A 25,197-nucleotide genomic window follows, 5' to 3' on the forward strand; every position below is an offset into this window, starting at 1 on the left:
AGAAAGAGAAGGGGAGAAGCAGGGGTTGAGCGGGATCGGATCGGCTGAGGGGATCAGGTGAGCAGGAAGTCCGCCTGGCCCGACTTGGCACCCTGGATGAAGGCGGCGATCTCATTGGTGGTGTAGATCAGTGCGGGGCCGTCAGGGTCGGCGGACTGGCGCACAGCGACTCTGCCGTCGGCCAGCTTCATGGCCTCGATGCAGTTGCCGCCGTTGCCACCACTCCACGGCTTGTGCCAGCCTTCGGCGCCGAGGTCGGCGGCGGGCATGCCGTTGTATATGGGATCCATTCACAGCTCCTTGCGGACATCCTTGAGGATCTCCTTCGTGCGTTGTGCAGTTGCGGCCTGGGCCGCCATCCGGTCCATGACCTCCAGGTGGGTGGCCACTTCGGGACGGGCATCGAGATAGACAGCACCGGTCAGGTACTCGCTGTAGACCATGTCCGGCAGCTCCGGTACGGCGAAACGGAAGATCACGAACGGCCCGTAGGTACCGGGGTGGTGTCCGGTCGCGAACTCCGCGACTTGCAGGGTCACATTGGACAGGTCGGTGGCTTCGAGCAGCCGGTCGATCTGTTCCCGCATGATCTCCGGGCTGTCGCCCACCGGGCGGCGCAGCACCGTCTCATCCATGATCACCCAGAATTTGGGCGCGTCCGCTCGGGTCAGCAGCGACTGGCGTTCCATCCGGAGCGCCACATGGCGCTCGATGTCCTCCGGCCGCGCCTGTCCCACGGCGCCGGCGTTCATGACGGCGCGCGCGTAGCCCTCGGTCTGGAGCAGCCCGGGGATGAAGTGCGGTTCGTACGCCCTGAGCAGCGCGGCGGACCCCTCCAGGCTGACGTACATGCTGAACCAGTCGGGCAGGATGTCGTGGAACCGCTGCCACCAGCCGGGCTTATTGGCTTCCTCGGTGAGTTCGACGAACGCGTCGGTCTCGTCCTCGGGGATTCCATAGGCCCTGAGCAGCACCTGTACATAGGGGATCTTGAGAGCGACCTCGGCCGTCTCCATCCGGCGTATCGTCGCCGGCGCCACGCGGAGGAGCTTGGCGGCCTCCTCGCGTTTCAGGCCGGCACGCTCACGCAGATCCTGCAAGCGTCTGCCCAGTACGACCTGTCCCACGGTCGGGGCGGACCGCGGTTCGCTCACTTTTGGGTCCTCCCCACGCACGGTTGACAGCAGTCTGCCATGTCTCCACCACGAAGAATACGGCACTCTGAAAAATCCAGAGTGCCACTTGCCAAGTGTCCTCGGCGGGTGGAGAGTGGCTCGGTGAACCAGTTCACGCGGTTGTCGCGCTCTGCCACGGGAGAGGTCTTGTGCGCGAACACCGCTCCCCCACCGTTAGGAATCGGTCGTGGCACCTGGTAACGCGCTCACCCCCCAGCTCATAGCCCTGTGCCCTGGCAACGTTGTCCGCCGTTACGGGTTCCAATTGCCTGCTCACGCGGAGTCCGTCTGCCGCGCGAGACAGCTGACCCGTGACCGCCTCGGCACCTGGGATGTGGACGAGGAGACCCGCGAGACCGCGGTGCTCGTCGTGTCGGAGCTGGTCACCAACGCGGTGGTGCACGCCGCGGGCGACCATGTCATCTGCGAGATACGGCAGAGCAACGGAAAGCTGCGGATCGCCGTGGAGGACCAGGGGTACGGGCCGACGGGGCCGCAGCTGCACCGCACCGCGGAGGGCGAGACCGAGGGCGAGGGCGGCCGCGGACTGTTTCTCGTCGATTCCATATGCAGCGGCTGGGGAGCCCACGACACATCGGGATACGGACCCGGGCGTGTCGTCTGGGCGGAACTGTCACACGGAGCGGAGCAGTCATGCTGAAGACCGCGCTGCAGCGCCTTTCGCGCGGCCTGCGCCACGAGTCATCTCCCGGGCACGTACAGCTGCCCTTGCCGCCGACCCTGCCCGCCTCGCTGGGGTGTGACGCCGTGGGTATCCCGGCGCAGCACGGCTTCCGGCTGATGGCGCGGCTGCCGAGGAAGGGCTGTATCTTCGCCGACGCCGAGTGGTGGTGGTGGATCGTTCCGGCGGGCTCGGACCTCGATCTGACCTGGCCGTCCCCGGCCCGCTATGTCGCGGGGACGACCGTGCCGGCGGCGCATCCCCGGCTGATCCACTGGCCGGAGGACCCCACGCCGTACACCCCGCCGATCCCCTTCTATCTCATGGTCTGCCAGCTGACCGGCACGGCCCCGTCCTGGGCGCCGGACGGCACGGCGGGGACGGTTCCGGCACAGCGGAGCTAGGGCCTGAGCGGGGACCGGCCGATCGGCCCGGAACCGACTGATCGGCCGGTCGGGCTGGCGCTCCGCTCCCGCCACCGTGGGCCGATCACATAGGCTCGTCGGCGAGATGAACAACAACCACACTTCCCTCGGCCCGAAGGCCGACAAAGAGACCGTGCGCCGGCACAATCTGAGCCTTGTGCTGCGGGCGGTACGGGACGAGGGCGAGGCGACCAGGGCCGGTGTCGCGGCGCGGGTGGGCCTGACCCGGGCGGCCGTGTCGTCACTGGTCGAACAGCTGCTGGACAGCGGGTTCCTCTCCGAGTCCGGCAAGACGTTCAGCGGCCAGGCCGGGCGGCCCGGCACCGTGCTGAAGGTGACGCGCACGGGACCCGCGGGGATCGGCGTCGAGATCAATATCGACTATGTGTCGGTATGTGTGGTCGACCTGTCCGGCACCGACCGCGTCCGGCTGACCGAACACCTCGACAACAGGGGCTCCCGGCCCGCCGATGTGCTGGCCCGCTGCGCCAGGATCGCCGCCCGCACCCTGGACTCCGCCGCCGAACAGGACTTGCTGCCGGTCGGGGTCCAACTCGCCCTGCCGGGGCTGGTGTCGGGCGGTACGGTCCGGCAGGCCCCGAACCTCGGCTGGAACCTCGTTCCCGCCGACGAGATGTTCGCCGCCGCGCTGGCCGAGCTGCGGCCCGAGCTGCCCCCGCTGCCGGTGAGTTCGGAGAACGAGGCCAATCTCGCGGCGCTGGCGGAGCTGTGGTTCGGCGAACTCGGCCCGCTGCGTACCTTCCTCTATCTGACGGGCGAGATCGGCGTCGGCGGCGCGCTGGTGCTCAACGGTGAACTGCTGCGCGGGGCCCATGGGTTCGCCGGGGAGATCGGCCATGTGGTCGTCGATCCGGCGGGGCCGCTGTGCCGTTGTGGCTCGCGCGGGTGTCTGGAGCAGTACGCGGGTCAGTCCGCGCTGCTGCGGGCGGCGGGGATCGATGAGAACGCCGGGGTGCCGGGCGTGGCCGAGCTGGGGCTGCGGGCGGACGCGGGCGACCCGGAGGCCGTGGCCGCCGTGGAACGGGCCGGCCAGACGCTGGGCCGGGTGCTGTCCGGTGCGGTGAACCTCTTCGATCCGGACGCGGTCGTCCTCGGCGGGATCTACCGGGAACTGATGCCCTGGCTCTCGCCGGCCGCTGACCGCGAGCTGACCGCCCGGGTGGTGTCGGGGCTGTGGGAGAGCGGCAGCGGGCGGCTGCGCGGGTCCTCCTCGGCGGGCGACGCGGCACGCGGCGCGGCGGCCCTGGTCGTCCAGGCGGTGCTGGCCGATCCGGTGGCGTACGTACAGCGCGAGGCGCGCGGGACGGGCTGACGTACGACACGGCCCAAGCGACGCGGAACGGGCCGGCATACGCCCGTCCCGCGCGCCCGCGGCAGGGCCCCGCGGTCAGCGGACGCCGAGGAGGTGGTCCATGGCGAGCTGGTCGAGGTGCTCGAACGCCATGCCGCGCGCGGCGGCGGCGTCGACGTCGAACTCCTCGTAGGCACTGCGGTCGGCCAGCAGCGCGGCCACGCCCTCGGGGGCGGTGGGCTGCGCCAGTTCGTCCACGCGGGAGGCGCGCAGCGCCTCCTGGACGAGCGGGTCGGCACGGAAGGAGGCGGCCCGCTCCTTGAGGATCAGATAGTTGCGCATGCAGCCGGCGGCGGAGGCCCACACCCCGTCGAAGTCCTCGGTGCGCGGCGGCTTGAAGTCGAAGTGCCGCGCGCCCTCCCAGCCCGCGTTCTCCAGCAGGTCGACCAGCCAGAAGGCGGCACGCAGATCACCGGCGCCGAACCGCAGGTCCTGGTCGTAGCGGGTGCCGTGCTGGCCGTTGAGGTCGATGTGGAAGAGCTTGCCCGACCAGAGGGCCTGGGCGATGGCGTGCGGGAAGTTGAGCCCGGCCATCTGCTCGTGGCCGACCTCGGGGTTGACGCCGAACAGCTCGGGGCGCTCCAGCCGGTCGATGAACGCCAGGGCGTGGCCGACGGTGGGCAGCAGGATGTCACCGCGCGGCTCGTTGGGCTTGGGCTCGACGGCGAACCTGAGGTCGTAGCCCTGCTCGACGACATACTCCCCGAGCAGGTCGAACGCCTCCTTCATCCGGTCGAGGGCGAGCCGTACGTCCTTGGCGCCGCCCGACTCGGCGCCCTCTCGGCCGCCCCAGGCGACGAAGGTCCTGGCGCCCAGTTCGGCCGCGAGGTCGACATTGCGCAGCACCTTGCGCAGGGCGTAGCGGCGGATGTCGCGGTCGTTCGCGGTGAAGCCGCCCTCCTTGAAGACGGGGTGGGTGAACAGGTTGGTGGTGACCATCTCGACCGTGATGCCGGTCTCTTCGGTCGCCTGCCTGAACCGCTTGATGTGCGCTTCGCGCTCCGCCTCCGTCGAGCCGAACGGAATGAGGTCGTCGTCGTGGAAGGTCACACCCCACGAGCCGAGCTCCGCGAGTCGGTGAACCGATTCGACGGGATCCAGCGCGGGGCGGGTCGCGTCGCCGAACGGGTCCTTGCCCTGCCAGCCCACCGTCCAGAGGCCGAAGCTGAACTTGTCCTCGGGGGTGGGTGTGAAGCGTTCCGTCATGACTCTGGCCGCCTTCGATACCTCAGGTCCGGCACGTGCCGACCTTATTTGTTTCCTGACATGACTAATAATGCACGGGGATGCGGGTGCGCAAAAGACCCCGCACGCCCATGGACACAGGATGATGATCGTCGGCACGGTTCCCGTGTGCCACGCCATCGCGTAATTTGTTTCCCCGACGCTCAATCTGGAGGTACGCCCATGTCGCGGAGCCCGGTCGTCATCGGCGTGGACAGCTCCACCCAGTCCACGAAGGCGGCCTTCACGGACGCCACCACAGGCCGGCTGCTCGCCGTGGGCCGCGCGCCGCACCGGGTGACCGGTGAGGGCGGCGCCCGGGAGACGGACCCGGAGGTGTGGTGGAACGCGCTGCGCGAGGCGGTCGCCGCCGGTCTGAAGGAATCCGGGACGGACGCCTCGGCCGTGACCGGCATCGCCGTCGCCGGACAGCAGCACGGTCTGGTCGTGCTCGACCGTACCGGCCGGCCGCTGCGCCCCGCACTGCTCTGGAACGACACCCGCTCGGCCCCGCAGGCGGCCGCGCTCACCGACGCGCTGGGCGGCCCGGACGCCTGGACGGCGCGCACGGGCTCCGTACCGGTGGCCTCGATGACGGCCTCCAAGTGGCAGTGGCTGCGGGAGAACGACCCCGCCATCGCGGAGGCCACGGCGGCCATCAGGCTTCCCCACGACTTTCTCACCGAGCGGCTCTCGGGCACCGCGGCCACCGACGCGGGTGACGCCTCGGGCACCTGCTGGTACTCCACCGCCACCGGCGAGTACGACCCCGAACTGCTCGCGCTCCTCGGTCTCGACGCCGATCTGCTGCCCGCCGTCGCCACGACCGGCGCCGCGCGCGTCGGCTCGCTCACCGCGGGCTCCGCGGCGGAACTGGGCCTGCCCGCGGGCATCGCCGTCGCCGCCGGCACCGGCGACAACATGAGCGCGGCCGTCGGTCTCGGCTTCGGCGGCGCCGGCCTGCTGGACCATCCGGTGCTGAGCCTCGGCACGTCGGGTACGGTCTTCGCCGCCACCCGCACCCGCCCCGGCTCCCCCGCGCTCGCCGGGTTCGCGGCGGCCGACGGTACGTATCTGCCGCTGGCCTGCACGCTCAACTGCACGCTCGCCGTCGACAAGGTCGCCTCGCTGCTCCGGCTCGACCGCGAGGACGCGGTGCCGGGCGGCGAAGCCGTACTGCTCCCCTACCTGGACGGCGAGCGCACCCCCGATCTCCCCGCCGCCTCGGGCCTGTTGACCGGGCTGCGCCATGACACCAGCCCGCAGCAGCTGCTGGGCGCCGCCTACGAGGGCGCGGCCGTCACCGTACTGCGCGCGCTGGACGAGGTGCTGCGCGCCTGTGGCCTCGACCCCGCGTCCCCGGACGCGGCGGGCCGTCCGCTGCGTCTGGTCGGCGGCGGTGCGCAGGGCCGGATGTGGGTGGATACGGTCCGCCGGCTCTCCGGCCGCCGCGTGATCGTCCCGACGAGCGGAGAACTGGTCGCGCTGGGCGCCGCCGCGCTGGCCGCGGGCGCGGCGACGGGCGAGGACCCGGTGGCGATCGCGACCTCCTGGCGGACCGGCGACGGGCCCGAACTGCCTGCGGTGGAGCGGGACATGGAGACCTGGGAGCGCGTGGGATCGGTACTGGACAGGGCGGCGCCGAGCCTGCTGAGCTAGGGCCTGTCTTCAAAGGAGCGCCGTCCGCCCGGAGGGCGGGCCCGGCGCCCGCCGCGGCAGCGGCAGGAAGTCGCCGCGGTGCGTGCGATCGCAAGGCGGAGGGTCGCCCCAGTACTGGACGTACTGGGGTGATCCCGACAACGCCGCGAGCGTGCGTGCCGGGCGTCGCCGGGCATACGACCGTACCCTTCAGCTCCATGCCGCGCAGCGCGGAGCGCGGGACCAGCGCCACTCCCGCGCCCGCGCCCGCGAGGGCGACGACCGCGCGGAAGTCGTCGGAGGAGTGCGCCAGCCGCGGCTGGAAGCCCGCCAGTTCGCAGGCGAGCTGGATCACGTCATGGCAGGGGTTGCCGGGGTACGGGCCGATCCAGTCGCTGTCGGCCAGCTCGGCGAGCACGACCTCGGCGCCGAGCCCGAGCGGATGGGCGGCGGGCAGGACCGCGTCGAACGGCTCCGCGTACAGCGGCATCCGCCACAGCCGCAGATCGTCCTCGCGCGGGGCGCCCCGGTACTCGACCGCGACCGCGAGATCCGCCTCTCCGTCGAGCACCATCGGCAGGCTCTCGTCGCCCTCGGCGTCCCTTACGCGTACCCGGATGTCGGGCTGCGGTCCGGCGAGCAGCTGGACGGCCGGGGCCAGCACTTCCGCGATGCCCGTGGCGAAGGCGGCGACCGTGACCTCGCCCGCCGTCCCGCCCGCGTACGCCGCGAGCTCCGCCTCGGCGCGCTCCAGCTGGGCGAGGACGGCGTGCGCGTGGGTGAGCAGGATCTCCCCGGCGGCGGTCAGCCGCACGCCCCGGCCGCTGCGAGTCAGCAGCGCGTGCCCGGTCTCGTGCTCCAGCGCGGCGAGCTGCTGGGAGACGGCCGAGGGCGTGAGATAGAGCGCGGCGGCCGCGGCGGTCACCGTACGGTGGTCCGCCACGGCCCGCAGGACGCGCAGCCGCCGGGGGTCGATCACCCGGCCCATTTTGCCAGGTCTGCCCGGAACTCCACCCCCACCGGCACCGGCCGCCCCACCTGCACCGGCGCTCAGCCCTCCCGCTTCATCGCCTCGCGCGCGTCGACGAACGCCGCGACCGCCCGCTCCACATCGGCCGTGGAGTGCGCGGCGGACAGCTGCACCCTGATCCGCGCCCGGCCCATGGGGACGACGGGGTACGAGAAGCCGATCACATAGACCCCGCGCTCCAGGAGCAGTTCCGCCATCCGGCCCGCCTCGGCGGCGTCGCCGATCATGACGGGAGCGATGGCATGGTCGCCGGGCAGGATCTCGAACCCCGCGTCCGTCATCTCCGTACGGAAGAGCGCGGTGTTGGCGTTCAGCCGGTCCCGCAGTTCGTCCGCGCTCTCCAGCAGATCGAGGACCTTGATCGACGCGGCGGCGATGACCGGCGCGAGGGAGTTGGAGAAGAGATACGGACGGGAGCGCTGGCGCAGCAGCGCGACGATCTCGGCGCGGGCCGCGACATAGCCGCCGGAGGCGCCGCCGAGCGCCTTGCCGAGCGTGCCGGTGATGATGTCGACCCGGTCCATGACGCCGTGCAGCTCGGGGGTCCCCCGGCCGCCGGGGCCCACGAAGCCGACGGCGTGCGAGTCGTCGACCATGACCATCGCGTCGTACCGGTCGGCGAGATCACAGATCTCGGCCAGCGGGGCGACATACCCGTCCATCGAGAACACGCCGTCCGTGACGATCAGCCGGCGACGGGCGTCCTGGGATTCCTTGAGCCTGGACTCCAGCTCGGTGAGATCGCGGTTGGCGTACCGGAGGCGACGGGCCTTGGAGAGCCGGATGCCGTCGATGATGCTGGCGTGGTTGAGGGCGTCCGAGATGACGGCGTCCTCCGGGCCGAGCAGCGTCTCGAAGACCCCGCCGTTGGCGTCGAAGCAGGAGGAGTAGAGGATCGTGTCCTCCTGGCCGAGGAACGCGGACAGCCGCTGCTCCAGCTCCTTGTGGATCTCCTGGGTGCCGCAGATGAAGCGTACGGACGCCATGCCGTAGCCCCAGCGGTCGAGCGCGTCCTTGGCGGCGGCGACGACCTCGGGGTGGTCGGCGAGTCCGAGGTAGTTGTTGGCGCAGAAGTTGAGGACTTCACCGGGGGCGCCGCCCGCGGTGACGGCGACGGAGGCGCTCTGCGGGGTCGAGATCACGCGCTCGGGCTTGAAGAGACCGGCGTCGCGGATCTCGTCGAGGGTGGCGGACAGGTCGTCCCGGACGGACGCGTACATGAAGGGCTCCTTCTTCTGGGGCTCGGTGCGCTGCCTTCTGGGAGGCGCGGTGCGCTGCGGGGGCCGGTGGGGCGGTCAGGCGCTCCAGTCGAGAATGATCTTGCCGCTGCGTGCGGAGGACGCTTCGTCGAAGGCCGCGTCGAAGTCCTCGTATCCGTAGCTGCCGGTGATGACGGGCGTGAGGTCGAGCCCGCCTTCGAGCAGGACGGTCATCGCGTACCAGGTCTCGAACATCTCGCGTCCGTAGATGCCCTTGACCGTGATCATCGAGGTGACGATCTTCGACCAGTCGACGGCGAACTCCTCGGCGGGCAGCCCGAGCATGGCGATCCGGCCGCCGTGCGTCATGTTGTCGACCATGTCGCGCATGGCCTCGGGGCGGCCCGACATCTCCAGACCGACGTCGAAGCCCTCCTTGAGGCCGAGCTGCCGCTGTGCGTCGGCGATGCCGATGTCGGCGGACGAGACATCGAGGGCGAGGGTGGCGCCGGCCTTGCGGGCGAGTGCGAGGCGGTGCGGGCTGACGTCGGTGATCACGACATTGCGCGCACCGGCGTGCCGGGCGACGGCCGCGGCCATGATGCCGATGGGGCCCGCGCCGGTGATCAGCACGTCCTCGCCGACGAGCGGGAAGGAGAGCGCGGTGTGCACGGCGTTGCCGAACGGGTCGAAGATCGCGGCGACATCGAGATTCACCTCCGCGCGGTGTACCCAGACGTTCGCGGCGGGCAGGGAGACGTACTGCGCGAAGGCTCCGTCGCGGCCGACGCCGAGCCCGACGGTGCTGCGGCACAGATGCCTGCGGCCGGCGAGGCAGTTGCGGCACTTGCCGCAGACGAGATGGCCCTCACCGCTGACCAGATCGCCGATGGCGACGTCCTGTACGGCGGCGCCGACGGCGGCCACCTCGCCGACGAACTCGTGGCCGAGGACGCGGGGTGTGGTGACGGCCTGCCGGGCCCAGCCGTCCCAGGACCGGATGTGCAGGTCGGTACCGCAGATGCCGGTACGGAGCACCTTGATCAGTACGTCACCGTCCCCGTACTCCGGCTCGGGCACATCCATGAGCCACAGCCCGGGCTCGGCCTTCTGTTTGACAAGTGCCTTCATGGGCGCGGCTCTCCCGGGGGTGGTGGTGCGTGGTGCATGGCGCTGAGCGGTGATCACTGTTCGGTGGTCGGGCACCAATCTGCCGAGCGGCGACCGTTCAGTCCATCGAGGATTTCTTAAGCGGCCCAACAGCGCAGCTTCACGCGCCGCGGCGCGCCGGGAAGACGACCGGGTGGCGGGCGGGAGGCGTCCGCTATCGGTACGTGCAGTCCCCGCGACGACGCGCACGCCGGCGTTCCCGGAGCGCCCGCCCCGACCTCAGGGGGTGCGGTCGCCAGGACGGCCGCGCGGTGAGCGGGCCGGGCGACGCGGCACCCTGCGCGGGTACGCCCAGGCCCGGCCCCGCGGCGGCCGGCTCCATGACGTGGCCACCGAGGTCGGGACGCGTCGGCGATACGGCGGTGGGTACGGCGGACCGCTGCCCGGGCACCCACGCCGTGGGTACCTCCGTGACCGCCGCCGACAGCGCGGACGCGGTCACCGCCGTACGGGTCAGCAGCACCACGCCCCGCGCGGCGAGCACCGCGCCGAGGAGCGCCGCCGTCACGCCCGGGACGCCGCCCTGGAGGCGCTCCCCCAGCAGGGTCAGACCGATGACCGCCGCCGCGAGCGGGTTGGCCAGGGTCAGGACCGCGAGCGGGGCTCCGAGTCCGCCGCGATAGGCACGCTGGGAGAGCAGCAGACCGCCCGACGCGAAGGTCGCGACCACCAGCGCCACGGCCGCCACCTGCCACATCGGCAGAGCGTCCGCGTCGCGCGCGGTGGCGGCGACCGTCACTGTCTGGGTGAGGGCCGAGGCGACGCCCGAGGTGATGCCGGAGGCCGCCGCGTGCCGGAGGCCGGACCCGGCTCCCGGCCGGGTCAGCAGCGCGACCAGCGCCAGCGCCACGCCCGCGACGCCGAGCGCCTGCGGCAGGCTGAGCGTCTCGTCGGGGGAGCTGCCGGCCGCGGTGAGCAGGATGGCCGCGAGGCCGACCAGGGTGAAGGCCGTACCGCGCCACTCGCCCCGGCTGACCTGCCGCCCGGCGCGCCGGGCACCCAGCGGTACGGCCGCGACGAGGGTGAGCGCGCCCAGCGGCTGGACGACCGTGAGCGGTCCGTAGGTCAGCGCCACGACATGCAGCAGCGCACCGGCCGCGTTCAGCCCGACCGCCCACCACCAGGCACCGCGGGTCAGCAGGGTGAACAGCCCGGCGCCCGGTTCCGTACGGGCCGCGAGCCGCTCCTGCGCCACGGCGGCGGAGGCGTACGCGACGGCCGAGACCAGCGACAGCGCCACGGCCACGGCCGTCGCGCCGTTCATCGGCCGGCCCCCGAGGTGACGGGAGCGACAGGGGACATCGGCGGGACCTGTACGACAGCGGAGCGCGCGACCAGGGAGCCGCGCGACCGGGACCCGGGACGCGGCGCCCTGATAGCCGCCAGGGCACCCGTGAGCAGGGCGACGGCCACGAAGGCGTCGAGCCAGTAGTGATTGGCGGTGCCTATGACCACGAGCAGCGTCACGAGCGGATGGAGCAGCCAGAGCCACCTCCACCGTGACCGCGTGGCGGCGATGAGCCCCACGGCCACCATCAGGGCCCAGCCGACGTGCAGCGACGGCATCGCCGCGAACTGGTTCGCCAGCGCGTCGGTGTCGGGGCTCTCGCCGTACACCGTCGGCCCGTACACCTGTCCGGTGTCCACCAGCCCGGAGGCGGCGAGCAGCCGCGGCGGCGCGAGGGGCATCAGCAGATGCAGTGCGAGCGCGGCCCCGGTCAGTACGGACAGGACGCGCCTGGCCCACACGTAGTGGCCGGGGCGGCGCCAGTAGAGCCAGCCGAGGAAGAGGACCGTCGCCGGGAAGTGCACCGTCGCGTAGTACGTGTTCGCCAGGTGGACCAGCGTCCCGCTGTCCAGCAGTACGCCCTGTACGGAGCCCTCGCCCGGCAGATGGAGGGCGCGCTCCCAGTCCCGGACCCGGTCGGCGTTCTGGAAGGCCTCGCCGGTCCGGCCTGTGGCGGCCTGCCTGCCGAGTTTGTAGAGGAGAAAGAGTCCGGCGACGAGCAACAGCTCACGTACGAGGGGCGGTCGGGCGGAAGTTTCCGGCTTCCGTGCGGCGGGCCCGGTGCGGGCGTGTATCACCCGACCCCCTTACCTGGACAACACGGCGCGGCATGAACGTCGTGGCGGTGCGGCGGCGCGGTCTGGACCACGCCCTATCGATACGCCAGTGTACCGATACGGATTCGTATCGGTACACTGGCGTATCGGTACACTGACGTATCGCCGCCGGAGCCGCACCGGACCCGGACGGCGGAGACGGGGAGAGACGATGACGTCGCAGCGCCGCTCCAAGATCACGCCGGAACGGGAGCTGGAACTCTACGAAGCCGCCCTGGACCTGCTCAGGGAGAGCGGCTACGAGGCACTGACCATGGAGGGCGTCGCCGCCCGTTCCCGCTGCGGCAAGTCCACGCTCTACCGTCAGTGGGGCACGAAACCGCAACTGGTCGCGGCGGCGCTCCGCGGCACCCGCTGCGTCAAGCTCGCGGATGTCGACACGGGCAGCCTCGTCGGGGACCTGCGAGCGGCGGCCCGCGCGGCGGTGGCGGGCGCGGGCCGCGACACCGCGCTGATGCACGCGCTCAGCCACGCGGCCTTCCAGAATCCGGAGCTGCTGCGCGCCCTGCGCGAGAACCTCATCGAACCGGAGGTCGCGGCGATCAACGCCATGGTCGAACGCGCCGTGACCCGCGGCGAGATCGCGGCCGACAACCCGGCGGCGGAGTTCGTGGCGGCCCAGCTGATGGGCGTCATGCGCGCCCGTCCGATGGTGGAGGGCCGGCAGGCCGACGAGGCGTATCTCCACCGCTTCCTGGAAGCCGCGGTCTTCCCCGCACTCGGCCTGCGGGCCACCTCGCGAGTCACCTCGCACCCTTGACCGGTGGGCCGTCGTCCGAGCGGATGACGACGACCTCACCGGCGCCGCACCGTGGGGACGGGAGCGGCGCACTCCATGCCTGTGGGCCTCTTCTCCGGAGGGGGCCCACAGGCATGCCGGGGCGACCGGAGCGGTTGCGTGCGGAGAGCGGTCTCGTACATTCGTCTCCGTGCGTCACCCGTCAATGACGTAGCGATAACGATCAGAAAGGCGACGGCATCCAGGAGGACCCGTATACGAGCCGTGACGAAAACGATCGGCCGGCGGCGGGCGACGGGCGGCTCGGGGGAGGCTGGTGGGGGGTGGCGGAGTGGCGTGAACCGCCCGTGCACGGCGCGCGGGCGGGCGGTGCGCGGGCTCTGTGGAGGTGGTGCGCGGTCGCTTCGGCTCTCGACCGGTACTGATCAAGTCAGTTCACAACGAGTCAATTTCGGCCAGTGGCACACCAGTTGGACTGTTGTTGACGATCCGACATGGACAGATACGCTCCACCCGAACGGCATCGTCCCTCATCCGCGCACCGTATTGCCGCCCTTGCCGCAACAGGAGGCCGATCATGACCTGTGTCTCGGAACAGCGCTTGGTCCAACAGCTTCCGGCTGTGCCGTTCTACTGCCCCGTACCGCCCGCGAGACATCCCTCGGTCGAGATTCTCAACGACCAGACCGTGCGATGGATGCTCCAACAACGCCTCGACAGCGACGAGCATCAACTCAAACGCCTGGCCGTCTGCGACTTCGGCGGCCTCACCGCCTCCACCATGCCGTACGGAGCGCTCGAACCGCTCACGCTGATGGCCAAATTCCACGCCGTGCTCTTCTCGCTCGACGACGGCGTGTGCGACGAGTCCGAGGTCACGGCCGATCTGCTGGCCCAGGAGACCTCGCGCATGATGCGCGCCGTGGAGGCGCCGACCGCGCGGGCGCTCGGGGACTCGCCGCACACCGCCGCGCTGCGCAGGCTGCGGCTGGAACTGGAGCAATACGCGTCGCCGCGTCAGGTACGCCGTCTGACGGAAGCCATGCGCGTCTACACCTCGGGGCTGGTGTGGGAGGCGTCCTGGCGCCGTAACCCGGGACTGCCCTCGCTCGACGACTACGTCACGCTGTGGATGAGGGCCATCGGGATGGCGCCCTCCACCGCGATGATCGAGGTGGTCGGCGGCTTCTCCGTGGCGGACGAGGACATGCAGGACTCGCGGGTACGTGCGCTCACGGAGATCACCTGGACGCTGGTCAGCTGGGACAACGACCTCTACTCCCGCAACAAGGAACTGCTGCGGGCGGACGACAATCTGAATCTGATCGACGTCCTCTGCCAGGAGCAGCACTGCGACCCGCGTCGCGCACTCGTACGGGTGGTGGCGATGCGGGACCGCGTGATGGTGCTGTTCGACCGGCTGGCCCAGCAGGTACTCAAGGAGGCGGACGACGGTCTGCGCCGCTATGTGGAGGGGCTCGGCCAGTTCATCCGGGGGCATCTCGACTGGGCGTCGGTCTGCCCCCGCTACTCCGTGCCGTCGGGTCCGCGGGCGACCCCGGGCGGGTGGTGGAAGCAGCAGCCGGCCGACGACAGCCTGGAGCCGCTTCCGATCCCGACGATCGCCTGGTGGTGGGACCAGTTGGACCCGGCGCACTGAGCGGTGAACGCGCCGGCCGGCCGCCTCCGTCCGTGCTCCGTCAGTGGCCGCGCCACCAGCGCGTCACTGCCCGCCAGGCCCGCTGCGGGGCGCTGCCCACGCGTTGTTCCGGGCGCTGTTCCGGGATCACCCCCGTTGCCTCCGGGGTCCCCGCCGCGCCGGTCCCGTCCTCCGCGGACGACGGGACCGGGGCCTGAGCCGGTGGCCGCACCACGTCCGGGCGGGGCGAATCCACCTGCCACCGCGGTCGCGGTACGGCGGCCGACGCGCTCGGCGGCCCGGTGACATCCTGCGGCGGACGCGGTGCGAAGCTCACCGGAAGCTCCAGCAGCTGACGGGACATCAGCGCGCCCTCGTACCGCAGCTCATGCTCCTCCACGGCGAGCTGGATGTCGGGCAGCCGCAGCAGCAGCGCGTCGATCCCGGTGTCGGCGATCGCCCGCCCGATGTCCTGCCCCGGGCACTCGTGCGGGCCGCCGCTGAAGGCGAGATGGGCCCGGTTGCCCTGCATGGAGGCGTTGAGATCGGGCCGTACCACCGGGTCCACATTGGCCGCGGCGATCCCGACCACCAGCGCGTCCCCCGCCTTGATGCGCTGCCCGCCGAGTTCGGTGTCGCCGACCGCCCAGCGGCCGAAGATCGTGGTGAACGGCGGCTCGTCCCAGAGTGTCTGCTCGACCGCCTCCGGCAGGGTCATATGGCCACCGCTCAGCTGCGCGCGGAAGCGCGGATCGGTGAGGACCATGCGCAGCACATTGGCGATGAGGTTGGCGGTGGTCTCGTACGCCGCGATGAGCACCAGCCGCAGATGCTGGCTGACCTCGTCGTCGGTGAGTCCGGCCGTGTGTTCGGTGAGCCAGGTCGCGAAGTCCTCCTCGGGCGCGATACGGCGTCGCTTCACCAGCCGGGTCAGCGTGGCCATCACATACGCGTTGCTCTCGTTGGCGGTCGCGGTGCCCTTGATCATGTCGCGCGCGGCCTGTACGAGGCGTTCGCTGTACTCCTCCGGCATCCCGAGGATCTGCGCCATCACCATCATCGGCAGATGCTCGGCGAACCTGCTGACCAGATCCGCCCTGCCGTCCCGGCAGAACTCGTTGACCAGCCGGTTGCTGTAGCGGTTGATATAGCGCCGGACGCCGCGGTGGTCGATCCGTGCGATCGAGTCGGTGACCGCGCCGCGCAGCCGCTCATGCTCGGCGCCGTCGGCGAAGACACAGATGGGCTGCCAGGTGAAGATGGGCGCGAGGGGATGGTCGGGGGGCGCGGTGCCGTCGTGCAGCGCGCGCCAGCGCCGGGAGTCCCGGGAGAACTGCGACGGCGTGCGCGTCATATGCAGATTGTCGCTGTGCCCGAGGACGAGCCAGGCGGGTACGTCGCCGTGGAGCAGCACGGGCGCGACGGAACCGTGTTCGGCGCGCAGCTTCTCGTACAGCCCCATGGGGTCGTTCTCGGCCTCGGGCCCGTACAGCCGCCGCAGCCCACCGGCGGCGAGGCCGTGCAGTGTGGGCCCTATGGTGTCCTGGCCGCCGCTCGGGCCATGGGAGTTGAGTTCGCCGGCGGTCATGCCATGGGCCGGGCAGCCGGGGGGCGGCACCATGGGGCCGTCCGGCCCGGGCCGGTGGGAATAAGGGGTGGTCACGGTCGCTCCAGGGATCAGGCCGGAAGGTGTACGTGTACGTGTACGGCGTGTACGGGGATGCGTGTACGGGGATGGCACGCGGCGCTCGGTGCGCGGAAGACCGGGCGCGGCCGGTCACGGAGCCGGGTCGGGTCGGCTCGAACCGGCGGCCGGGCGCGGCCGATCGCGGCCGGTCAGGCAGTCGGCAGCGCCAGCGAGTGCAGGTAGTGCATCAGCGTCAGCAGCACATCGCGGCTCGACGCCCGCAGCCGTGCGTCGCAGTCGACCATCGGGACCTCGTCGGGCAGATCCAGGGCCGTCCGCAGCGCCTCGACGGGGTGGTGCGGCGCGTCCGGGAAGGTGTTGACGGCGACGACGAACGGTACGCCGCGCTCCTCCAGGCGTCCGATCACATCGAAGCTGACTTCGAGGCGGCGGGTGTCGACGAGCACCACGGCTCCCAGGGCGCCCTCGAAGAGGCCGTTCCAGAGGAACCAGAAGCGCTCCTGGCCGGGCGTCCCGAAGAGATAGAGCACCAGCTGTTCGGTGATGCTGATCCGGCCGAAATCCATGGCGACGGTGGTGGCGGTCTTGGTCTCCACACCGGAGTTGTCGTCCACCCCCACCCCGGCCTGGGTCATGGTCTCTTCGGTGGTGAGCGGACGGATCTCGCTGACCGAGCCCACCATCGTCGTCTTGCCGACCCCGAATCCGCCCACGATCACGACCTTCACCGCGGAGGTGGCCGTGGTGGGCAGGACGTCTTCGCTCCTGGGACCCGTGATCGTGTCAGAGTTTCTGAAGTCCATGCATCACCGCTTCGAGAAGGGACCGGTCGGGGAGTGCGGCGCGGACTATGGGCGCGCGCGATTCGACCAGCTCGGTCGCGAGGAGTTCGGTCAGCAGCGCGGTCACCACGCTGAAGGGGAGGCTGAGATACGCGGAGATCTCGGCCACGGACAGCGGTGCCCGGCAGAGCCGCAGAATGGCGGCCTGTTCCGGCTGCACCGTCGGCGAGGGTTCGTCGCGGGCCACGATCATGGTGACCAGATCGAGCGGCGCCCGTTCGGCGCCGTCGGGGCCGCCGGTGATCACGTACAGCCGTTCCGGGTCCCCCACATCCGCCTCGGGGCGCCGGCGTTCTCGTCGGGGAGGCGTGATCATCCGGCCTGCCCGTCATGACGCGGCGGACTCGTCAGATGCGCTCCGATACGGACCACCATGTCCCGCATCCGGGCCCCCACCAGCCCCGCGTCCACCGTCTCATCGGCGAGGACGGCGAGATACGCGCCCGCTCCGGCCTCCATCAGGTAGAAGAAGCCGCCCCCGATCTCGATGACGACGAGCCGCATCCGGCCGTCGCTGGAGGGGATTTCGGCGGCGACGGCCGCGGCCAGACTCTGCAGTCCGGCGCAGGCGGCGGCCAGCCGGTCGGCGACATCCGGGTCGCCGCCGTGCCGGGCGATCCGGAGTCCGTCCGCGGAGAGCACCACGATCTGCTGGATCTGCGGTACTCCATCGGCCAGTTCCTTGAGCATCCAGTCCATGTTCGCCCGCTGCTGGATCACTTCAGATCTCCCTTGCCCCACACATCGTCGGATTCGCCCTGGTCACCGGGGTGGCCCGGCGCCTCCCCCGCCCCGGTCGACTGCTCGCGCGGAGTGCCGTTGACCGCTTTGGTGAACGCTTCGAGCCAGATGCCGGGACCGGGTTTCTTCTCCGGCGTACCGCCATCGCCGCGCTGTGCGTCGTCCGGCGCGCCGCCCGGGGCGTCACCGCGCCCGCCGTTGTACCCGCTGCCGCCGTACCCGCCGCCGTACCCGTTGCTCCGGCCGTTGGCCAGGCCGTTCGCAGGCGGCCGGCGGTCACCGCGGCCGTCGCCTCCTGCTGCGGCCGGCGCGCGGCCGGTGTTCCGGAGGCCGAGGTTGTGGGAGCCGAGCGGGGCGCGGCCACGGCTGCGCCGCTGCGGCAGCCCGTTCTCGGTCCACTCCGTCACCACGGGAATGTCGTCCTCCATGGGCCCCGCCACCGGCGCCGACGGCTGAGGTCCGGTGGCCGGCCGCGGCACGCGGTCTGCGGGCCGCAGTACGTCCGTCGTGGGGAGTCCGGCACCGCTGCCGCGGGGCAGCGCCGAGGCGCCGATGCCATGGGCGATCCCGGGCGCGGGTCCGGTGGTGACGACATCGCGCGGCACGATGAGAACGGCCCGGACACCGCCGTACGCCGACTGCCGCAGCGAGACCTGCAGGTTGTACATCTGGCAGAGCCGGCCGACCACGGCCATCCCGAGCCGGGGCGTCTCGCCGAGGTCATTGAGGTCGATACCGGCCTGGGCCTGCGCGAGCATGGTCTCGGCCCGTGCCCGTGCCTCCTCGCTGAGGCTGACACCGCCGTCCTCGATCTCGATCGCGATCCCGGTCTGCACCTCGACGGCGGTGACATGGACGCGGGTCTGCGGCGGCGAGTAGCGGGTGGCGTTGTCGAGGAGTTCGGCGCACGCGTGGATGAGGGGTTCCACGGCCGTGCCGATGATGGCGACCTTGGCGATGGAGTGCAGATCGACGCGCTGGTACTCCAGGATCCGGGACATCGCACCGCGCAACACGCTGAACAGCGGTACGGGCCTGGGCCATTGGCGTCCGGGCCGGGCCTTGCCGAGCACGGCGATACTGTCCGCGAGCCGGCCGATCAGCGCGGTGCCGTGGTCGATGCGCAGCAGGTCGTCGAAGACCTCGGGGTTGCGGCCGTGCGCCTCTTCCATCTCCCGCAGCTCGCTGGCCTGCTGGTGCACGATGGACTGGACACGGCGGGCGATGTTCACGAAGGAACGCTGCGCGGACTCGCGCATGGCCTCCTCGTCGTCCACGATCTGCAGTACGGAGCGGAGCAAGGACCGCTGCACGGTGGGGAGTTCGCGGTAGCGCTCGTCCCCGTCCACCACGGCGCGGATGACTTCGTCGGGCGATTCGCCCTGTCGCAGCCGGTGGATGGTGGCCGGCATCAGTTCCTTGCCGAGCCGTACGGTCTCCTCGTCGTGCTGGGCGAGACGCCGTTCCAACTGCGCGAGGCGGTACGCGTAGTGCTCGTGCAGCGTACTGACGGTCCTGGCCCGCCGGGACAGTTCGCCCGCGCACCAGGTCACGACGATCGTCGCGATCGCGCCGTATACCACGAGCGGTATCCGGGCGGCGTCGGGCACAAGGGCCACCGCGGCCGCCGTGGCCGCCACGATCAGGACGGCGGGGAGTACGAGCGCGCGGACGGACGGGGATGCTTGATCACTCGGGGGTGCTTCAACTCGAACCATGTAAGCCCTCTGGCGGTCGATTCAGATCAGATAATTCGAACGATCAAGGCACACGGGGAACAAGTGCCTGATTACGTATCAACTCGGCGCGCTCCGCGAGAGCTTAGCCCGATGAAATCGGCGCATCGGCATATTCACGCAACCTCGTGCGCGGGCAATGCCGTTGGGCATAGACTCGCGCGTTTGCACGCTGAGCTTCCACGAAGGCACGAAGAGTAACGGAACCGGGGCGTGACAATAGGCCCGATATCGGCTGATCATCGGGTGATGACGCTCGTATGACAGGCTCGCCCGTATGAGACCGGACCTGGTACAGCTCCGCGGGCTGATCGAGGAATCGCCAACGATCTTCACTCTCCGGGGTGAAGGACTTCCCGAGGCCAGGATCCTCGCGGCCGAGTCCGTCGTGGGCCCGCTGCCGCCGTCGTACCGATGGTGGCTGGCCGAGTACGGCGGCGGCAGCCCTGCCGGCGCCCCGGCGGCGGCCACCGACCTCACCACCGCGTGGCGCCTCGACGGTGACCTTCTCCGCTTCTGCACCGAGCCAGGGACCGGGGACACCTACCAATTCGCGCTCGGACGGCAGGCTTACGGGGAGTACGCGGTGACCAGGCGGGGCGCCGACGACGACGCCGACGCCGACGCCGAGTATGTGGCGGACTCGTTCGCCGGCTTCCTGACCGTACGCGCGGCGCGACACCTCGGCCTCGGCGCCGGTCCGACCCCGGCGGTCGCCCGGCTCTGGCGGTCGACACCGGGCGTCCTGCTGCCAAACGGTGTGCTGGTCTACGGACCGCAGGACATCCTCGAACGCAACGAGACCTACGAGGTGGGCGATTACGCCCCGGACTGGATTCTGATCGGCGACAACAGCGGGGGAAGCGGCCTCTTCATGCGACGGCACGGACATGACCGTGACGACGACAGCGGCAGCGAACACGACCGGGCTACCGTGCATCTGCTCGATCTCGGCGCGGGCGAGCGGGACATCGACACCTGCGGCCTGAGCGAACCCATGACGGACGACCTGCTCGACTGGCTGCGCCACGGCGCGGTCCGCCCCTGAGAGCGAACCGGCGTGTCCGTCTTTGGGGTTACTGGTTGCGGGAACGGCGGACCGGAGCGGCGTCAGGGGCCTATCGTCGGCGGACGAGTTCCTCCGGGAGGGGTGTGTGATGGCCGCGGATGTCAGTGAGCTGGTGGCGGTGATCCGGGTGCTGGACCGGGCCGCGAAGTTGCTGGGTGAGGAGAGTGAGCACCTGAGCGGCTTGTACGGGACTCCGTCCGCCCATGGGCTTGAGGCCGGGGGTCCCGCGCAGACGCTGCTGGGGATCGCCGAGCTGCACTCCGCCATGAAGAAGTCCGTGGAGGATCTGGCCACGGCGATCGGTTACGCCACCGCGGGAATGGACGGGGTGGCCCGCCGCGCGGTGAAGTCGGCCCGCATGGGGCCGATCGGGATGCCGAGCGGAGCGGACCGTATGGCCCGCCCCCTGGGCGATCGCACCGTTCAGGCGCTGGAGACCGTCAGGGACATCGGCGGGTTCTTCGAGCGCGACATCGCGACGGAGATCGACATCTGTCTCGCCGCCCCGCAGGCCACGTATCCGCCCAAGGACTGGTCCACCTATCGCGGCCGCCAGCACGCTCGTTGAGCCGGCGCGCCCTTCCGTGACTCAGGGGCGCCTGCCGGGTGGTTATCGTGGCGGGTCGGAATGGGCGGCTGCGGACAGCAGAGCGGAACAGGGGAGGACGGGCGGTGGGCGAGGGGCGGGCCGGCTGGGTCCGGGTGCCGGTGGGGGCCGACTCGGCGCGATGGACGACCCGGGGACGGTGCAAGCTCGTCCTGTTCGTCGTGCACAACGTGACCTCGGCGACCCGACTGCTGGATGTCCTGCCGCTGTTCCGTGACGATCTGCGGGTACAGCTGCTCGCCACCTGGACCGGTTCGTCGCCGTTCCGGGCCGGGGTGGCCGAACTGCTGGCGGAGACCGGCATACCGGTACTGCCGTGGGAGCAGGCGCTCGAACTCCCGGTGGAGCTGGCGATCTCGGCCAGCTTCGGCGGTCAACTTCACGCACTTTCAAGGAAGTTGACCGTTCTCTCCCATGGCGTTGGCTACAATAAGAGGCTGGCAACACCGGACACCGGACACCGGACACCGGACACCGGATGCCCTTCGCCCGAAGCGCGGGGCCGTACGCCCGATGCCGGGCCGCCGCCCGTCTTCGGGCTCTCCCCTGACTGGCTTCTCGCCGATGGCTCCCCCGTCGCCGACGCGCTGGTCCTCTCCCACCCCGAACAGCTGGAGCGGCTGCGTGCCGCGTGCCCCGAGGCGGTGCCCACCGCCGTACTCGCCGGCGACCCGTGTTTCGACCGGATACTGGCGGCCCTCCCCTATCGCGAGCGCTTTCGCCGGGCCCTCGACGTACGGCCGGGACAGCGGCTCGTCCTGCTGAACTCGACCTGGAACCCCGACTCTCTCTTCGGGGACGGCGGCGAGGACATACTGCCGTCGCTGCTGCCGCGGCTCACCGCCGAACTACCCGCCGACGAATACCGGCCGGCGGCCGTGCTCCACCCCAATATCTGGCACGGTCACGGGCCCGGCCAGATCCGCGTCTGGCTGGACCGGGCCCGGCGGGGCGGGCTGGCGCTGGTGGATCCGCTGGAGGGATGGCGCCAGGCACTCATCGCGGCCGATGTGGTCATCGGGGACGCCGGCTCGGTCAGCTACTACGCGGCGGCGCTCGGCACCCCCGTGCTGATGGGCGCGGCCTCGCCGGACGGACTCGACGCGCGGTCGCCGGTGGCCGCGTTCGTACGGCAGGCTCCCCGGCTCTCGCCGTACGCCCCGCTGCGGGTCCAGCTGGACGCACTGCTCGACGGAGCGGGACGGCGGCAGCCGGAGACAGTCCCCGGCCCCGCCGAGCTGGTCTCCTCGGCTCCCGGGCAGGCCGCGACGCTGCTGCGCCGCCACTTCTACCGGCTCATCGGCATACCTGAGCCCGAGGAGCCCGCCCTGCTGGACCCGCTGCCGCTCCCTCCGTACGAGCGGGTGACGCGGACAGCCCCGATGCGGGTGGTGACCCGACTGCTCGGGACCGGTGAGATCGAGGTGAGCCGGTACGCGGATCCCCGGTCGGAGCCGGCGGGTGACGGGGACGCGCATACGGCCGTGCACGAAGACACCCTGGACCCGGACAGACGCGCGCTCGCCGATGTGATCTTCCGGTACGGCACGGTGGACGATCCCCGGTACGGCACCCCGGAGGAGTGGACGGCGGAGGTACTGGCCCGCCATCCCTACTGTGCGCTGGCGGCGCTGGTCACCGATCGCGGCAGCTGTACGGTCCGTACGCGGGCCGGCATACTGCTGCGGCTCTCCGGCGCGTCCGCCGCCGCCGACCCCGCCGCGTATGTCTCCGCCCTGCACGCCTGGCTGGCCGCGGGCAAGGCGTGGGAGGAGCTGGCGGCGGGCGGGATGACCGTACGCACCGGCGGCGGTGGCTCGCACCAGGTGTCGGTCACACCGGTCACACCGGACCACCTGGGTGGTCCGGGTGGCTCCGACTCCCCTCTCACTCCCCCGCGCTGAGGCAGCGCTCGCGCAGCGCCCGCAGATGCGCGAGATGGTGGGCGGCCTTCTCCGCGTCGAGCGCGGCTGCCGCCTCATCGATCAGCGGCAGCGCGCTCTGCGGGTCCCCCTCGGCGAGATAGGTCTCGGCGAGGTCGGTGAGCGTCCTGGCCGTGTTGTACGCCTCCCGGGCGGTGTCACGGAAGAACACCAGCGCGATATCCAGCCGCTCATGGGCCTCGGCGTAGCGGCCGAGACCGCGCAGGGCCCGGCCTCGATGCCGGTCCAACAGGGCACGGGCGCGGGGCAGATCACGCTCGCCCTCGTCCCCCGCGCCGATGCCGTCGAGGATCGCCCCCGCCTCGTCGAAGCGGTCGTACGCCTCCTGGAAGCGCCACTGCCTGAGCCGCAGCAGCCCCAGCGACTCCACGGCGGAAGCGTGTCCGCGCAGATGCCCGGACCGCTCCTCGGCCCGTGCGGCGGCGGCCAGTTCGGGCTCGGCCTCCTCGTAGCGCCGTAGCTCCATCAGATCCAGCGCCAGCAGCAGATGCGTCCGCCCGGCCATCCGGGAGCCGGGATCATGGGCGTCGGCGACGCGCGCGCCCGCCCGCAGCGCGGGGAGCAGTTCGTCGTGGTACCCCGCCTTCAGCTGGAGCGGCCAGAGGGCCTGGCACAGCTGGTAGACCACGTCCGGCCGGCCGAACTCCTCGGCCGCGTACACCGCTTGGACCAGATTGCCCAGCTCGGCCGCCAGCGCGGAAAGCGCCTCGCCCTCGTTGACGTACGGGCCGGGGCTGCCCGCCAGCTCCTCGTAGAGCGGGCCGATGCCCCAGCCTCCCGGCAGGGCGGCGAGCCTGGCCCGTACGGCGAAGCGCAGATACCAGTCCACCGTTCGCTGGACCGCCGTGGAGTACCCCGGAATGCCGTCCACGCGGACGGCGGTCTCCTCGGCATGGCCGCGGACCACGGGGCGGTAGCGGTAGCGGTCGGTGTCCACGGACTCCAGCAGCCCGCGGTCGACGAGTTCGCCGAGGATACGGGCGGCTTCGGCCTCCGGCAGGGAGACGGTGGCCGCGACGGCGGCCGGGCCGAACGCGGGCCACTCGCGCAGTGACATCAGCCGGTAGACCTTGGCGGCGGCGGGCTCCAGCTCACGGTACGAACCCTCGACGGCGGTACGGACGGGACCGCTGTCGGACACGGTGGGCTCCTCCTCCTGCCGGTTCGGGCCGGGGTCCGTGCCGGACGGCCCATTCGGCTCGGCCAGCTGTGGCGCCGCCGCCCGCAGCGCGTACGGCGAACCACCGCACCGCTCCAGCACCCGCGGCAGTACGGCGCGGGCCGCCGCCACCGTCTCCCGGTCCGTGAGGTCGGTGAGCAGCCGACGCGCGTCCTTGTCAGTGAGCGGCCCGACGGGGATCCGCAGCGCGTCCAGACCGGGCAGCGGCCTCGGTGCGACCACGACCGTGAACACCTCAGGCGCGGCCGTCAGCAGGGGCCTGACCTGCGCCGCCGACTGGGCGTGGTCCAGCACGACGAGCAGACGCCGGGTCGCGACAGCGCGCCGGAACCACTCACGCCGGTCCGCCGCGGCCGGCGGAATCTCGTCCCGCGCCATCCCCAGCTGGACGAGCAGGCTCCGCAGCGCCGTGGACGCGTCCAGCGCGGTGCTCGCGGAGGCACCGCGCAGATCCGCGTACAGCTGTCCGCCCGGGAAAAGGCGCTCCGCTTCCCGGCACCCCCAGTGGATGGCGAGCGCGCTGGTGCCGATGCCCTCGGGACCGTGGATCAGCGCGACGCGTGGCCGGCCGTCCGCCGTGCGCGACGCCTCGCGCTCCAGAAGCTTCATCGGTCCCTGACGGTCCGTGAAGAACCGTATGGAGGCGGGCAGCGCCGGCACGGCGTCGGCCCTCCCCGGGCCGGGGGCGGTACGGGCGAACGCCTCCCAGGCGCGGGCGAGCGCGGGATCGGTCCGTACCGCCGCGTGGATTCGCTCGGCCACGGCCGCCAGCTCGTCCGGGCCCGCGGGCGCCGTCACCTGCTGGCCGACGATGCGGCGCACCAGACCACCGGCCGACTCCCAGGCCCACTTCCCGGCCTCATTGGCCATTCCCGCGCCCACGGCGCTCAGCACCGCGGCGATCGCCGCCAGTGACATGGGCTCCAGCATGCCCGCTCCCCCATTCCCCGTTCTCCGATCCCCCAGGCCCGGTCCTCCGGTCTCCCGGTCCCTGGCGACGCACCCCGCGGAGGC

The 25,197-nt window shown here is 71.4% G+C and carries 22 protein-coding genes and 1 pseudogene; 9 read left to right on the plus strand and 14 right to left on the minus strand.

Annotated features, from left to right (window positions below):
* Positions 1-53: 53 nt before the first annotated feature.
* Together IF11_RS0105565 and IF11_RS0105570 are read right to left on the minus strand one after the other, a co-directional pair.
* The gene (locus IF11_RS0105565; RefSeq protein ID WP_030350290.1) at positions 54-290 is read right to left on the minus strand and encodes a DUF397 domain-containing protein; all 237 of its coding nucleotides are present in this window, start codon (positions 288-290) and stop codon (positions 54-56) included.
* Positions 291-1,154, minus strand: a complete 864-nt coding sequence (locus IF11_RS0105570; RefSeq protein ID WP_030350291.1) for a helix-turn-helix domain-containing protein — start codon at positions 1,152-1,154, stop codon at positions 291-293.
* 208 nt (positions 1,155-1,362) lie between these two features.
* On the opposite strand from IF11_RS0105570, the gene IF11_RS0105575 reads away from it, so the two are divergent.
* The 3 genes from IF11_RS0105575 (at position 1,363) to IF11_RS0105585 (ending at position 3,615) form a co-directional block, all read left to right on the plus strand.
* Positions 1,363-1,836: an ATP-binding protein gene (locus IF11_RS0105575; protein WP_030350292.1), complete on the plus strand. Its 474-nt coding sequence runs from the start codon at positions 1,363-1,365 to the stop codon at positions 1,834-1,836.
* A complete protein-coding gene (locus IF11_RS0105580; protein ID WP_030350293.1) occupies positions 1,830-2,261 on the plus strand; it encodes a hypothetical protein in 432 nt (143 codons plus the stop codon). Before IF11_RS0105575 ends, IF11_RS0105580 begins: the two co-directional genes overlap by 7 nt.
* 106 nt (positions 2,262-2,367) lie before the next feature.
* Entirely contained in the window at positions 2,368-3,615 is a 1,248-nt protein-coding gene (locus tag IF11_RS0105585) for an ROK family transcriptional regulator (protein WP_030350294.1), read from the plus strand.
* Positions 3,616-3,690: 75 nt separating this feature from the next.
* On the opposite strand, the gene xylA is transcribed toward IF11_RS0105585, so the two are convergent.
* Positions 3,691-4,860 (minus strand): xylose isomerase, encoded by a 1,170-nt coding sequence (gene xylA, locus IF11_RS0105590; protein ID WP_030350295.1) that lies wholly within the window; start codon positions 4,858-4,860, stop codon positions 3,691-3,693.
* A gap of 201 nt (positions 4,861-5,061) precedes the next feature.
* Between xylA and xylB the strand changes: the two genes are divergently transcribed.
* The gene (gene xylB / locus IF11_RS0105595; protein ID WP_030350296.1) at positions 5,062-6,537 is read left to right on the plus strand and encodes a xylulokinase; all 1,476 of its coding nucleotides are present in this window, start codon (positions 5,062-5,064) and stop codon (positions 6,535-6,537) included.
* A gap of 112 nt (positions 6,538-6,649) precedes the next feature.
* Here xylB and IF11_RS38510 read toward each other — a convergent pair.
* The 5 genes and pseudogenes from IF11_RS38510 to IF11_RS0105620 all read right to left on the minus strand — a co-directional run.
* Positions 6,650-7,495, minus strand: a pseudogene (locus IF11_RS38510) (LysR family transcriptional regulator); the annotation flags it as partial.
* 71 nt (positions 7,496-7,566) lie between these two features.
* On the minus strand, positions 7,567-8,766 hold the full coding sequence (locus tag IF11_RS0105605) for a glycine C-acetyltransferase (protein WP_030350298.1): 1,200 nt from the start codon (positions 8,764-8,766) through the stop codon (positions 7,567-7,569).
* A 75-nt stretch (positions 8,767-8,841) separates the two neighbouring features.
* Positions 8,842-9,876, minus strand: coding sequence for an L-threonine 3-dehydrogenase (gene tdh, locus IF11_RS0105610; protein ID WP_030350299.1), 1,035 nt, complete (start codon positions 9,874-9,876; stop codon positions 8,842-8,844).
* A 193-nt stretch (positions 9,877-10,069) separates the two neighbouring features.
* On the minus strand, positions 10,070-11,179 hold the full coding sequence (locus IF11_RS36375) for a DMT family protein (RefSeq protein ID WP_078490484.1): 1,110 nt from the start codon (positions 11,177-11,179) through the stop codon (positions 10,070-10,072).
* Entirely contained in the window at positions 11,176-11,997 is an 822-nt protein-coding gene (locus IF11_RS0105620) for a phosphatase PAP2 family protein (RefSeq protein WP_420894581.1), read from the minus strand. Before IF11_RS0105620 ends, IF11_RS36375 begins: the two co-directional genes overlap by 4 nt.
* Before the next feature lie 193 nt (positions 11,998-12,190).
* On the opposite strand from IF11_RS0105620, the gene IF11_RS0105625 reads away from it, so the two are divergent.
* Together IF11_RS0105625 and IF11_RS0105630 are read left to right on the plus strand one after the other, a co-directional pair.
* The gene (locus IF11_RS0105625) at positions 12,191-12,799 is read left to right on the plus strand and encodes a TetR/AcrR family transcriptional regulator (RefSeq protein ID WP_030350302.1); all 609 of its coding nucleotides are present in this window, start codon (positions 12,191-12,193) and stop codon (positions 12,797-12,799) included.
* A 556-nt stretch (positions 12,800-13,355) separates the two neighbouring features.
* Positions 13,356-14,438: a terpene synthase family protein gene (locus tag IF11_RS0105630; RefSeq protein WP_030350303.1), complete on the plus strand. Its 1,083-nt coding sequence runs from the start codon at positions 13,356-13,358 to the stop codon at positions 14,436-14,438.
* A 40-nt stretch (positions 14,439-14,478) separates the two neighbouring features.
* Here the strand turns inward: IF11_RS0105630 and IF11_RS0105635 are convergent, their stop codons facing one another.
* The 5 genes from IF11_RS0105635 to IF11_RS0105655 form a co-directional block, all read right to left on the minus strand.
* The gene (locus tag IF11_RS0105635) at positions 14,479-16,080 is read right to left on the minus strand and encodes a cytochrome P450 (RefSeq protein ID WP_030350304.1); all 1,602 of its coding nucleotides are present in this window, start codon (positions 16,078-16,080) and stop codon (positions 14,479-14,481) included.
* Positions 16,081-16,253: 173 nt separating this feature from the next.
* Complete coding sequence (locus IF11_RS0105640) at positions 16,254-16,868, minus strand: GTP-binding protein (protein WP_030350305.1); 615 nt, start codon at positions 16,866-16,868, stop codon at positions 16,254-16,256.
* Positions 16,849-17,220 (minus strand): DUF742 domain-containing protein, encoded by a 372-nt coding sequence (locus IF11_RS0105645; protein ID WP_030350306.1) that lies wholly within the window; start codon positions 17,218-17,220, stop codon positions 16,849-16,851. The genes IF11_RS0105640 and IF11_RS0105645 overlap by 20 nt, the downstream gene beginning before the upstream one ends.
* A complete protein-coding gene (locus IF11_RS0105650; RefSeq protein WP_030350307.1) occupies positions 17,220-17,627 on the minus strand; it encodes a roadblock/LC7 domain-containing protein in 408 nt (135 codons plus the stop codon). The genes IF11_RS0105645 and IF11_RS0105650 overlap by 1 nt, the downstream gene beginning before the upstream one ends.
* Entirely contained in the window at positions 17,624-19,366 is a 1,743-nt protein-coding gene (locus tag IF11_RS0105655) for a sensor histidine kinase (protein WP_030350308.1), read from the minus strand. The genes IF11_RS0105650 and IF11_RS0105655 overlap by 4 nt, the downstream gene beginning before the upstream one ends.
* A 295-nt stretch (positions 19,367-19,661) precedes the next feature.
* On the opposite strand from IF11_RS0105655, the gene IF11_RS0105660 reads away from it, so the two are divergent.
* The 3 genes from IF11_RS0105660 to IF11_RS0105670 all read left to right on the plus strand — a co-directional run bounded on the left by IF11_RS0105660 (position 19,662) and on the right by IF11_RS0105670 (position 22,964).
* Positions 19,662-20,432: a hypothetical protein gene (locus IF11_RS0105660; protein WP_030350309.1), complete on the plus strand. Its 771-nt coding sequence runs from the start codon at positions 19,662-19,664 to the stop codon at positions 20,430-20,432.
* Positions 20,433-20,541: 109 nt separating this feature from the next.
* Positions 20,542-21,021 (plus strand): hypothetical protein, encoded by a 480-nt coding sequence (locus IF11_RS0105665; RefSeq protein ID WP_030350310.1) that lies wholly within the window; start codon positions 20,542-20,544, stop codon positions 21,019-21,021.
* Positions 21,022-21,125: 104 nt separating this feature from the next.
* A complete protein-coding gene (locus IF11_RS0105670) occupies positions 21,126-22,964 on the plus strand; it encodes a hypothetical protein (RefSeq protein WP_063759125.1) in 1,839 nt (612 codons plus the stop codon).
* Here the strand turns inward: IF11_RS0105670 and IF11_RS0105675 are convergent.
* Entirely contained in the window at positions 22,948-25,113 is a 2,166-nt protein-coding gene (locus IF11_RS0105675) for a tetratricopeptide repeat protein (RefSeq protein ID WP_030350312.1), read from the minus strand. The genes IF11_RS0105670 and IF11_RS0105675 overlap by 17 nt on opposite strands.
* Positions 25,114-25,197: the final 84 nt, after the last annotated feature.

The organism is Streptomyces scopuliridis RB72 (genome assembly GCF_000718095.1).
Taxonomy (GTDB): Bacteria; Actinomycetota; Actinomycetes; order Streptomycetales; family Streptomycetaceae; genus Streptomyces; species Streptomyces scopuliridis.